General features: G+C 40.3%; 10 protein-coding genes. 7 read left to right on the forward strand and 3 right to left on the reverse strand.

Annotation, left to right across the window (positions count from 1 at the left end; genetic code table 11):
• Window positions 1-76: 76 nt before the first annotated feature.
• A complete protein-coding gene (locus RMZ41_RS15900) occupies window positions 77-1960 on the reverse strand; it encodes an iron uptake porin (protein ID WP_322642375.1) in 1884 nt (627 codons plus the stop codon).
• Between the two features lie 329 nt (window positions 1961-2289).
• Complete coding sequence (locus RMZ41_RS15905; protein ID WP_322642398.1) at window positions 2290-2766, reverse strand: hypothetical protein; 477 nt, start codon at window positions 2764-2766, stop codon at window positions 2290-2292.
• A gap of 795 nt (window positions 2767-3561) precedes the next feature.
• On the opposite strand from RMZ41_RS15905, the gene RMZ41_RS15910 reads away from it, so the two are divergent.
• The 5 genes from RMZ41_RS15910 (at window position 3562) to RMZ41_RS15930 (ending at window position 9230) form a co-directional block, all read left to right on the forward strand.
• Complete coding sequence (locus tag RMZ41_RS15910) at window positions 3562-4806, forward strand: glycosyltransferase (protein ID WP_322642376.1); 1245 nt, start codon at window positions 3562-3564, stop codon at window positions 4804-4806.
• Window positions 4807-5070: 264 nt separating this feature from the next.
• Window positions 5071-6738 carry a phospholipid carrier-dependent glycosyltransferase gene (locus RMZ41_RS15915; protein WP_322642399.1) on the forward strand — a complete coding sequence of 556 codons (1668 nt, stop codon included), beginning with the start codon at window positions 5071-5073 and terminating at the stop codon, window positions 6736-6738.
• Between the two features lie 517 nt (window positions 6739-7255).
• Window positions 7256-7933, forward strand: a complete 678-nt coding sequence (locus tag RMZ41_RS15920; protein ID WP_322642377.1) for a response regulator transcription factor — start codon at window positions 7256-7258, stop codon at window positions 7931-7933.
• A gap of 52 nt (window positions 7934-7985) precedes the next feature.
• Window positions 7986-8228, forward strand: coding sequence for a hypothetical protein (locus RMZ41_RS15925; RefSeq protein WP_322642378.1), 243 nt, complete (start codon window positions 7986-7988; stop codon window positions 8226-8228).
• A gap of 21 nt (window positions 8229-8249) precedes the next feature.
• Window positions 8250-9230 (forward strand): sensor histidine kinase, encoded by a 981-nt coding sequence (locus RMZ41_RS15930; RefSeq protein ID WP_322642379.1) that lies wholly within the window; start codon window positions 8250-8252, stop codon window positions 9228-9230.
• 1 nt (window position 9231) lies between these two features.
• Here the strand turns inward: RMZ41_RS15930 and RMZ41_RS15935 are convergent, their stop codons facing one another.
• Window positions 9232-9516 carry a peptidase gene (locus RMZ41_RS15935; RefSeq protein WP_322642380.1) on the reverse strand — a complete coding sequence of 95 codons (285 nt, stop codon included), beginning with the start codon at window positions 9514-9516 and terminating at the stop codon, window positions 9232-9234.
• Between the two features lie 387 nt (window positions 9517-9903).
• On the opposite strand from RMZ41_RS15935, the gene RMZ41_RS15940 reads away from it, so the two are divergent.
• Both RMZ41_RS15940 and RMZ41_RS15945 read left to right on the forward strand, forming a co-directional pair.
• On the forward strand, window positions 9904-10362 hold the full coding sequence (locus tag RMZ41_RS15940; protein WP_322642381.1) for a DUF4363 domain-containing protein: 459 nt from the start codon (window positions 9904-9906) through the stop codon (window positions 10360-10362).
• Window positions 10363-10689: 327 nt separating this feature from the next.
• The gene (locus RMZ41_RS15945; RefSeq protein ID WP_322642382.1) at window positions 10690-12390 is read left to right on the forward strand and encodes an iron uptake porin; all 1701 of its coding nucleotides are present in this window, start codon (window positions 10690-10692) and stop codon (window positions 12388-12390) included.
• The last annotated feature ends 4 nt before the right edge of the window (window positions 12391-12394 follow it).

Below are 12394 nucleotides of genomic sequence, written 5' to 3' on the forward strand. Positions count from 1 at the left end.
GGCAATACAAGCATTTATATACTGACTTAACTAGTATGAAAATAGCGTACTTTATTACATTTACATCAGTATAAATTTAAAACCGGAAAGTTGCTCTTAATGCTCCAACGATTAAAGTATCGTTAGCTGCATTGTGATCGGGATTGAAAATAACGAATAAGCCCGGAGTCAAGGCGATATTGTCGCTCAACTGGGCGCGGTAAAAGAGTTCTACGTGAATTGATGTGTCACTACGTCCGCCTGCTGTTCCCCCATCAGAAAACTTGGGAAAATTGAAGCCATCGGGTAAAGTACTCGAAGTAATTTTGGGCGGTTGTCCAACGAGAACGCCCCCTAAATTTCCAGGACGCAGCAAGTTGGGGAAGGCTGCAAACACCATCCAGTTTGTAGTTTCTACGCTTCCAGGAAGGTTGAATGGTTTGGAAGAAGTAAAACCACCCCAACCGCCCAATTGCAAGTTAGGGTTGATTCGCCAAGCAACAGTAGCACCAATGGCTTGAGTATCAAAAGCGGTTGCATCTGCAAAAGGCGAAATTAATTGAGAATCGCCGATACCACTTCCCAGTAATCCATCTGGGGAGTGGGAATAAAGATAATGTACGCCGACATCGATGTTATTGGTGGGTGCTAAACTTAACTGAGCGCCAGCAGTAAATCTACCGCCAAATAGTCCGCCCTGGTTGATGTTGCCAGGATAACTGGCTATTTCTGCACTATAAACGCCTTGCAAACTGATGCGATCGCTAATTTGCCAATCAAAGCCTATACCGCCAGTGCCGTTGCCAATACTTAAAATCGGGTTACGCTGGCCAAATAGAGAAATTGCTCCGTCACTAGAACCTTCTAGAGGGCTAATACCGCGAAAGGTATTGATAGGGTTGACTCCCGCCGTACCGACGACAATTCCCAAGTTATCGGCGGCTAGAAATCGATAAGATAAGTCACTAATAACTAGATTGTTGTCTGTATTTGACTCGAATCCCAACCGTCCCATATTGTTAGATAGCAACGATGCATTAGAACCCAAATTACCCGCAGATAGCCCTGTTAAAAGCAAATCTCGCCCTGTAAATGAAGTTGCTAAAGTTAGTTGGGCGCTACTTGTGAAACTTAGATTGGTTTTTCCCCGGCGTTCAGGAACTCCATCTCTAGGAAACAAATCTACATCTGGGCTATTGGTTCCCTGAACACTAAAAACAGCTTGACCAAATAATCTGGTAGTTGTGGAGAACCGATTGGCTTGTAATTCAGTAGTCCGGTTTTCTACAGCCTCAACACGCTGCTGTAATTGCTGTAACTCTGCTTTGAATTCGCCTTGCAACCTTTGCAGCAGGATTAAATCTTCATTATTAACAGTATTAATTTTATGATTAGCGTAGGCGTAGCCCGCCGCAGGCATCGCTTCGTTAATCTTTTCCAAACAGGCATTTAAACCAGCCGCAAACTCATAACGGCTGATAGTGCGGTTTCCTGAATAAGTTCCATCAGTATATCCCGCAATGCAGCCATAGCGTTCTACTAAGGATTGCAAAGCATCAAAAGCCCAGTCGGAGGGTTGCACATCTTTAAGTTGTGACACCGAAGTGACTTGAGACATTGGGTTGTCTGAGTCTGGAGATACAGAGAATTCTTCTGTGTTTTCCTGGTTCTGTGCAACTTCAATTACAGCTTGAGTATCTTTTAATTTAGGTAAGTTAGAAGAATTTCTAAATTGAATTTTTTCTCTACTTTTTTTAAGTATATTTTCGTACTTATACTTTATTGCTGATGAAGTAGTTATATCTGGTTGTACAAATTCCGGCGGTGTAATTTCAGCAGGTGAGATAACTTGAGATAAATTTTCTTGTGTTGACTGCTGCACCAGATTATCTGACGTAATTACAGACTGTTCTGGTAAATTAAGCGCAGAGATTGGCGCTGTTGCTAGCACACCCGCCATCAGTAGACTCATATCACTCATGGTATTTCATTTGACTTGCACCAATACTTCTTTTGACAGAAAAAGTTGGTGTATATCAGGAAAGTTTTTGAAAAAATAGTGATATAAGCTACTAGTATTTAAGGGGCGATCGCTAAGGGAATTTCAGTAAAAAATATCCTATGGTAGAGTAGCACTGCTGTGCTACCCTATAAGGGACTTTCAAACAAAAAAGATACTCTATCCCTATGGGACGCTACGCATAGCTTGCTTCCCCAAAGGGTACGCTTTAAAGGCAGGGGCAGGGGGTAGGAGGGAAGTTACAGTAAGTCCCCTCTGCCCAATTCCCAATTCCCAATTCCCAAGATAGATTATTCTAGCTGGCTACAATACTTATTCATTTGCTGGACTAGGGTATCCGACTGCTTACCAAGCGTTGTAGCTGTTGTCAGTGCTGAGTCAATTTCAGTTCTAGCCTTTTGGATTTTTTCTCTACCAGATGCTGAGGCTTCTGCTGTCTTGGTTGCACCAAGTGCCTTACCTGCTTTAGCGATCGATTGACTGAGATTTTGAAAAATTTTCACAAAACCGTTTTGAAATTCTTTCAGCTTGGGATCTGTTAAATTCAGTTCCTTAATCGATTTAGTCACAAATTCTAAATCTTTAGACAGTTGTATACTCGTGATCACTTGCGTTCCTTTATTCTTATCAATCAGAGAATTTCCCGCATTCACAACTCGAATCAATCGCTGACACTGGGAGACTTTGTTTTCAGTGCAACTGCTAACGAACAAAGCAATGCTCAGACTAACAGGAATAACAACAGTATATTTATGTAAAACAGACATTAACATTCCAATAGTAATAAAACCCACACTATAGTACCCAATATTACGAGTAAACAAAGTTAGTGATTTCACTTACTATTGCTATATCTTCCACTAGGTTACAATCACTACTTTAGTTCCATTAAGTAAGTGGGTCAAATTAAGTATAAAACCTCCCCATGCCTCCGGCTTCCTTCTCCTTAATGAAAAGTGCCTTGGCTTAGAGTTCAGTTAGCGGAAGTGGGGCGTTTAGCACGTGCTGAATTAAAAGACCGCCCACACTATAGGCGGGTATCAACTAACTCCATACAAAAAGATTCTGCGCCACTTGCGAGCGGGGTTTTTACCATAGTGCGAAAGTACTGAGTAATCTTCTTGCTACTGATTACTCAGTACTGAGTCTTGTAAAGAGAGGGATTGAGGGTGAGATTTGATCTTATATTTAATTACGCCTACCTACTTAATAAATTTAGATTGGCACATTAGTCTTACTAATACTAAAACGTCTTCATATAGTTTTAATAAACTGTATATTTGCTGACTTTGGGGATTTAATGGTACAGTATCTATTGTAAGTATAAAATCTTATGTAAGGAAACAAGCAGTACTATAAAAACAATTGGTTAAATGTAAAGTTTAAATGAAGTTGATAAAAAAATTTTGAATTTAGGTGCCGGAATTACTAAACTTTTCAGAACAGCTAATCACAAAACTATTCATCGAATTTTGACTAACAAGCTTCAATCAATAAGTCCAGCAAGTGTTTGGCTTTATTTACCTGGAGCTTTATACATCCTCGTTCTGTAATATTAAATTATGAAGATTAACTCATCCAACTCGCTGTTAACAGTACCAACTGGGCCACTAAAGATTTCAGAGTTACCTCCTAACCATCCGGGTACAAGTGCTGAATCTATTCATCTTTCTCTAGTAATTCCTACTTATAAAGAGCGTGACAATATCCAAAATGTGGTCAGTATATTGACTCAGTTACTAGATGAATCGATTCCAGGAAAGTATGAATTAATTGTGGTAGACGATGATAGTCCAGACAGAACTTGGGAAATAGCACAATCCTTAACGGATGAATACCCTCAGTTGCGAGTGATGCGACGGCAGCAGGAACGAGGGCTGTCTTCGGCGGTGATTCGCGGATGGCAAGCAGCTACGGGGAGTGTGTTGGGGGTGATTGATGGCGATTTACAGCATCCACCAGAGGTACTGACACAACTGTTGCGTAGTGTTGACCAAGGAGCAGATTTAGCGGTAGCCAGCCGTCACGTTGAAGGAGGCGGTGTTAGTAGCTGGAGTATTGCTAGACGTATCTTGTCTCGTGGCGCTCAGTTGTTAGGCTTGGTGATATTACCAGGAGTACTGGGCAGAGTTACCGACCCCATGAGTGGCTATTTTATGGTGCGCCGAAGTGCGATCGCCAATGCAACACTCAATCCAGTCGGATATAAAATTCTCTTAGAAGTAATCGGGCGCGGACAAGTAGACCAAGTTGCCGAAGTTGGGTATGTGTTCTGCGAACGCAAAGAAGGTGAGAGTAAGGTTACATGGAAGCAATATATAGATTACATCCATCATCTAGTGCGGTTGCGGCTTTCCACAGGGCGAGTAGGAAGATTTAGTAGAAAAGTCAATTTCCCCGTTGGTCGATTCCTTCGCTTTGGGTTGGTTGGGCTAAGTGGGGTATTTGTAGATATGGCAATTCTTTATTTACTCAGCGATCCCACTACCTTAGCTTGGCCACTGACACGCAGCAAAATTATTGCTGGTGAAATTGCCATTTTAAATAATTTCTTTTGGAATGATGCTTGGACATTTGCTGATGTCAGTGCCAGACAGCAAGAATGGCGGCAACGTCTGAAGCGGTTTTTGAAATTCAACGCCATCTGTCTTGCTGGATTGGTATTGAATGTGCTGATATTAAATTTAGTATTCAATTTCTTGATTCCTAACCGCTACATCGCCAACTTTATTGCGATCGCAGTTGCTACAATCTGGAATTTCTGGATTAATTTGAAACTCAGCTGGCGCATTACCGACGTGAAATAATCACAATGATGGATTTGAGATTTTGACTTTTGTTTTTAGACTCTAGAACGAACTTAAATCTAAAACGTCAAATCTACAAATTCATAAGTGTGAGGCCAGGTAATGAGAGTTCTTTCCCAAGGTGCATTTTATTTTTACAGAAAAATTATTGCTTATGCTACTCATTTCCTACAAATGGTAGGTTCAAACTCTGCCTTACAACGCAAGCATTGGCATAATTTGCATCACCTCCCACCTTCCTGGCTTCACCCTTTTCTAAACTTGATGTGGTTAATTATCGGCATCAGCTTGCGCCTAACCAACTTGACCGCAAAGCCTCCTTGGACTGATGAATTTTCCACCTTGGTATTTAGCTTGGGGAATACTTTTTCATCAGTACCCCTAGATCAAGCGATCGCACCTGATATCCTATTACAACCACTACAACCAAACCCAGCAGCTAGTATTGGTAATGTGGTTCATAACTTAGTTACCCAAGATACTCATCCACCACTGTATTTTGTACTAGCTCACCTGTGGATGAAATTATTTCCCAGCGACGGCGGATTAATATCACTTTTTGGGGCGCGAGCGCTACCCGCGCTCATCGGCGCTGCTTCCATCCCATGCATTTACGTATTAGGTAGAATAGCATTTCGTTCGCAATTAGTCGGACACTTGGCTGCTGCGATGATGGCAGTATCACCCTACGGTATCTTTTTATCACAAGAAGCACGCCATTATAGTTTGGCAGCCTTATGGGTAATTGCCTCTTTTACCTGCTTAGTAATTGCGACACGTCATCTTCAAAATCGCACACCTTTACCCATTTCGATAGTACTTTTCTGGGTAGGAATTAATGCTTTAGGTGTTGCAACTCATTACTTCTTCACCCTTACACTCTGCACAGAAGCTGTAGTTTTGATTTTTCTTGCTTGGCTGCAATTGCAGACTAGCAAAAAATTTTCCCTTTTATTCTCTCCTAACTGGTGGCGCATCTATGCAGTTGCTACAGGTACAATTGTTGCGAGTTTAATTTGGCTACCAATCTTTTTAGAGAATAGAAATCGTAGTAATTTGACCGAGTGGATTCGAGGTTCGCGCGTCGGGCTAGATTGGTTAAGCCCCATTTTCCAAGCTTTAGGAACACTGATTGCAATGATTTCGCTCCTGCCAGTTGAATCTTCAAAGTTATTGCTAGTGATTCCTTCTGGAATAGTAATGCTGACTTTCTTTATTTGGGCAGTACCAATTTTGCTGCGTAGCATTAAGATTCAGCTACAGCACCCAGAAAACCGGATTATGATTCAGGTGTTTATTGGAGTTGTAATTAGTGCGATCGCTTTATTCTTTATCTTTACGTACTTTTTGGGTATTGACTTGACTAGAGGTGCTAGATATAACTTTGTTTACTTTCCTGCGATCGTTATTTTACTAGGAGCAAGTCTCGCAGTTTGTTGGCATCCCCCCAAAGCAATAAAAAGCATAGGTAGATGGGGAATAAACGGTAAAAAAGCCGTGATGTTAATTTGGCTAATGGGATTTTTCAGTGCAGTTACAGTAATCTGCAATCTCGGCTATCAAAAATATTATCGCCCTGAACAGTTTGTGCGGCTAATTCAACAAACATCCCCAGTACCAGTACTAATTGCCACCACCCACAAAACTTATGTACACACTGGGGAAATGATGGGAGTCGCCAGGGAGATTAAACTTGCCAATTCACTCCAAAAACCTCTATTTCTCCTAGCCCATCAGGACAAAGACCCGAATACTTCCACCATTGCTTTGGAAAATACTTTAAAGACGTTACCACGACCTTTTGACTTGTGGTTGGTAAACTTTCACGCACCTGTAGCAGAAGCCGTCAAAACATGCATTATGTCTGATACTGAATCTTTGCCAAGGGTGAATGGCTACGAATATAAACTTTATCATTGTCAGCAGAGTTAATAAGCTAGAGAGCGTTGAGCCTGAACAATTCAAATTCAAAGTCTCTCTCCTAAAAGGCTACTGTGTACACACAAGTCGGAAAAATTTCATCCACCAAAGATTCGCGGTGCGTTACGCTGGCATGACAAAGCTAAATTGTTGCAATTATTGCGATGCCTACGGGTAGCTACGCCTACGCATTTGTCATTTTGGCGAACTCATCTTAAAATTTTCTCAATATTTTGTGGGGTGGGCAATCTTGCCCGCCCTGATTATGTAACTTGAATGTTGATTAGCTTATATCATGTCCGCTTGATTACTTATTAAACCCGAAGAACCCCACCCCCAACCCCTCCCCGCTTTTCGGGAGGGGTTGGGGGTGGGGTGCAATGACTGTGGGAATCAAACTATTTATCCGGACATGATATTACAGGCAGAAAGTAGTATTGAGAATGCACGTTAAGAAAGTACGCAACACTATCCCTCTTTTATTAGTTTTGAAAAACAATAATCTTGGTGTTAACAGAACAAAAGTGTTATGAAAATTCTTTTAGTTGAAGATGAATATCGGATTGCAAAAGCACTTGCAGAAGTACTAATTGACCAAAATTATCTTGTTGATATTGCTAGCGACGGTCAAGTAGGATGGGAGTTTGCTAAAGCCTTTCCTTATGACTTAATAGTGTTAGATTTGATGTTACCAAAGTTGGATGGTATAACATTGTGTAGACAACTACGGCAAGAGGGCTACTCTATACCTATTCTGTTGCTGACAGCAAAAGACACTAGCACAGACAAAGTAATCGGGTTAGATGCAGGAGCGGATGATTATGTTGTTAAACCCTTTGATTTACAAGAGCTAATGGCTCGTATTCGCGCTTTACTAAGGCGGGGAATTACTATTTTACCCACTGTGTTTGAGTGGGAAAAGTTACGTTTAGATCCAAGTAATTATGAAGTTACATATAATGGACAACCAGTACATCTGACTCCCAAAGAATATCAAATTTTGGAATTGTTTTTACGTCATAGCCATCAAGTGTTTAATCGCAACGATATTTTGAAACATCTTTGGTCTTTTGAAGAACCGCCAGGAGAAGAAACAATTAAGGTTCATATTCGCAGTTTAAGACAAAAATTGAAAGTTGCTGGAGCTAATGTTGATTTTATTGAGACAATATACGGTTTAGGTTATCGACTAAAACAAACTTTTTAAATTGATGCTTCAGGCTTTAGGAAGGCGGCTTTTATTTTCATATCTAGGTGTAATGGTAACAATTTGGGGGACTGCTACCACAATTGTCTATCATTTTTTATCTTATAATCTTTATCAAAAGTTAGATAGTGAAATTATCACTTTAGCAAATGCAGCTTCTCACAACTTAATAGCAGCACCAGTAGACAAAAAAGCAATTAATACTAAAATACCTCGAATTTTAGACAATGATGATGATGGAGATTTAGATATTCCTTGGCAAGATTTACGTGAAAATCATCAAGGAGTAGAATGATTTGATGCTAATGGTCGGCTATTGGCTAAAGCAGGAACCACTATTTCTCGAATATCTTTTACTGCTAATTTTGACATCAGCCAACACCATAAAATTCGCAGTATTACTATTCCTGTTTATCTGCATAGTTTAACTGGAAGGAAAAAAAAGCTTCAAGGGTATGTGCGGGTAAGTGAATCTACAGAAGAATTAGAAGAAGAACTCAATAGAGTTTTATGGGGATTTGAGTTAGGAGGACTGATAGTAATAGTTCTTAGCGGCTTAGGTGGTTGGTGGCTAACAAGACAATCTTTACAGCCAATTGAGCAAAGTATCCAACAATTAAAACAGTTTACTGCCGATGCTTCCCACGAGTTACGTAGTCCTTTAACAATTATTAAAACTTCAGTTGAAGTGATTATGAATTATCCAGAGAGAATTCATCCAGCTAATTTAAATAAATTGGAAGCAATATCATCTGCAAGTAATCAAATGACTCGATTAGTAGAAGATTTACTTTTATTAGCTCGAACCGATGCTGTAATGAGTCATAAAATGATTACATGGATCACTATTCCCTTAGACGAATTATTAGAGGATTTGGTAGAGTTTTTGGAACCGCAAGCAGTATCTAAGAAAATTACTCTGAAGTCAGAAATATCAACTGAAGTTTTCATTAAAGGTGAAGCTATTCAACTAAAACGATTATTTTCTAATCTGTTGCAAAATGCTTTGTATTATACACCTGAAGGAGGGACTATCATAGTTTCTCTGGTTAAACTTGAGCGGTTTGTAGCCATAAATATTCAAGATACTGGTATTGGTGTTGCTCCAGAACACATTCCGTTAATTTTTAATCGCTTTTGGAGGGCAGATCAAGCTCGAAATCAGCGAGAGGGAGGCTTAGGTTTAGGATTAGCTATTGCATTAGCGATCGCTAAAACTCATGGAGGAGATATTAGCGTCACTAGTGAAATCGGTGTTGGTAGCTGCTTTCAGGTACGTTTGCCATTAGCTTCTTAGTTTAATTATTAGGGTTTTGCCGAGTTTTTTTACCAAATAAACCAGACATATTTAATCCTGTCACCAACAATCCCAAAATTCCTAATCCATTCAAAATTGGGTAGATTCCTTGCAGATGAAAGATTTCGCCTGTATGGATACTTAAGAGGAAGCTAGCTGGAACTCCTATACCAATAGACCACTCGCGGACAAAGGTTGTTAATATCCCAGTCAGCACGGTTAACATCAGTGGCACAGATAGGATGATGCCAAGGATACGATGATACTTACGAAATGAACGTTTCATGGTATTTTTCCGGTAGTAGAAACTTTTTCCCAATACAATGTAGGCTTAATATCACCTGAAATGCAAATGAGATGAGAAAAATCGAGTCTTGTCAGACAAGACCCGAAGTCAGCAATTGGTGTGAGGAGTCTTGATAGACTCTGTTCTTAAGGTAAATCATGACAAGTAAAAAACTCGGAAAGAGAAAATATTGGTTCTTTCCGAGTTTTTTACCTTGATAGCTTTACTATTTAAATGACAAAAATATTACCTAATATTTTTGTTCATAGTCAGCGTAATATATAGAACACTAGTACAGGCCGAGACCCAAAATTAAAGCATGGGTGACTTTTGATTTGCGTTTTGCGGTACTAGTCTACACAAACGAGTTTTGATGAGGAGTTGAGAATGAATCGTTTGAATCCAGTACTGATAGTTGGTGCAATCAGCCTAATGACTTTGGTTGGATGCAATAAGGGTGAAGAACCTACTGCACAGACGCCACCTGCTGGGAGTTCTATCGCTGATACAACAGCCACTCCCTCTGCGACAACCTCCCCTGGTGCAGTAGCCACTCCCACTAAAACAACTGAATTTCAAGGTCTACAGGGTGTTGTAACCAATACTAAGACCGCAGTTGAGGCAGGAAATTTTACCAAAGCTAAAGGGGAATTTGATAAATTTGAAGATTTCTGGTCAAAGGTTGAGGATCGAGTTAAAGCTAAATCTCCGACTACCTACAAAGAAATTGAAGATAAAGCCGATGAGATTAAGGCAGGACTGAAAGCCTCTGCACCAAATAAACCGAAATTGTCAACAGCTTTAGGGGTTCTTAACAAGGATGTCACTAGTGTTGCCAAGCCTTAAGCGCCAAATACATAGACTGAGTATTTGTTGGCTAGTTTGCTGGTAGTACGTCAAGTTGAAATTGATGGATAAGCAAGTTTGTAGTAAGGACTTTAGTCCTGATTATTTTAAGCACTAAAGTGCTTACTACAAACTTTCAAAATTAACTTAGACATTGTACTAGTCCTAATTCAATACTTTTCGGATAAACCCAACAATCTCTTTTTTGGTCTGGGGGAAAGGTTAAAGGGTAAGGGGTAAAGGTAAATTCAAACCTTTTCCCTTTCCCCTTTCCCCCTTAACCGAAAAGTATTGAGTCCTGATTAATTTTTTGTGTGAGAAATAAAAATGTTAGAAACAAAAGTTATCTGGAGTTTTCTTCAGCAGGCTCCATTTGTTGTGCTTGTTGCCTTAGTTGTTGGTTATGGTGGGCTGGCAATAGCATCTCCTGCAAATAATAGTACATCAAAACTTGAAAATAACCAAACAGAGCAATCTCTAGAGTCTCCGGCAACTGCTGATGCTGTCGCGCAAGTTACCTCTGTATCTCAATTATCAGATGTGCAGCCAACTGATTGGGCATTTCAAGCACTGCAATCATTAGTAGAACGCTACGGCTGTATTGCTGGATATCCTAATAGTACATATCGCGGTAATCGAGCGATGACGCGATATGAATTTGCAGCAGGTTTGAATGCTTGTCTACAACGCATCAATGAATTGATTGCTACCTCAACTAATGATTTGGTTAAGAAACAAGATTTAGCCACATTACAAAAATTGCAAGAGGAATTTACCGCCGAACTAGCAACCCTGCGCGGTCGAGTTGATGCGGTGGAAACACGCAGTGCCGAACTGGAACAGCATCAGTTTTCTACCACTACCAAACTTAATGGTGAAGCGATTTTTGCAGTAGCAGGGGTTGTGTCAGGAGATAATGCTAAAGGAGGAAAAATCAATCGCAATGCTATTTTAGGCGATCGCGTCCGCCTCAACTTTGATTCTAGCTTTACAGGCAAAGATTTACTCAGAACCCGACTGCAAGCCACAAATCTGAATGCCTTCTCTGCAAATTCTACATTTACGCCAGAAGGTGACTTACGGTTTGCTGGTGGTACTTTTGATAATGGCAACAACAATGCTGTTGGGATAGATGCGCTGTTGTATCAGTTCCCTCTCACTCAAAAAACAAATGTCATTGTTGAAGCAAATGCAGGTGCAGCAGATGATTTTACTAATACAGTAAACCCTTACTTAGATGGAGATGGTGGTAGCGGCGCTCTTTCTCATTTTGGAACTCGCAACCCTATTTACTATCTAGTTAATGGTGCTGGTTTAGGAATTCAGCATCAGTTTAGCAAGAATTTAGAATTAAGTTTGGGATATTTAGCTAACGATCCTGCTAATTCTCAAAATGGAAGTGGTTTATTTAACGGTGCTTATGGAGCCATAGCCCAGTTAACGGTCAAACCGACTGATAAATTCACCCTTGGTTTGACTTACGTTAATTCTTACAACAATGATTTTACTGCGAATGGTAGTACAGGTAGTAACCGTGCTAACCTGCAATCGGCTTTACTGAATAATCCCAATTTACCAGATGATTTAGCTGCATTTTCTGGTGCTGATTTGCCAGTATCTAGTAATGCTTATGGTGCAGAAGCATCATTACAACTGAGCGATAAATTTATTTTGGGTGGCTGGGCTGGCTACACTAATACTCGGATCTTGGCAAGCAATGGCAGTGCAATTAATCGGGGAAGTCTTGATATCTGGAACTGGGCGGTTACTTTAGGATTCCCCGACCTTGGTAAAAAAGGGAACCTAGCTGGTATTGTGGTTGGTATGGAACCTTATGTGACAAGTTCTAGTGTTGCCCAAATTGGCAAAGACAAGAACAATTCCTATCATCTAGAAGCGTTTTACCAGTATAAGGTGAGCGACAATATTAGCATTACTCCCGGAGTTATTTGGTTGACTTCGCCGGATAACAACAGCAATAACAATGATGCTGTCATTGGTGCATTGAGAACTACTTTTACTTTCTAAAGGT

Origin of the sequence: Nostoc sp. DedVER02, from assembly GCF_034530675.2 — a bacterium.
GTDB lineage: Bacteria > Cyanobacteriota > Cyanobacteriia > Cyanobacteriales > Nostocaceae > Nostoc.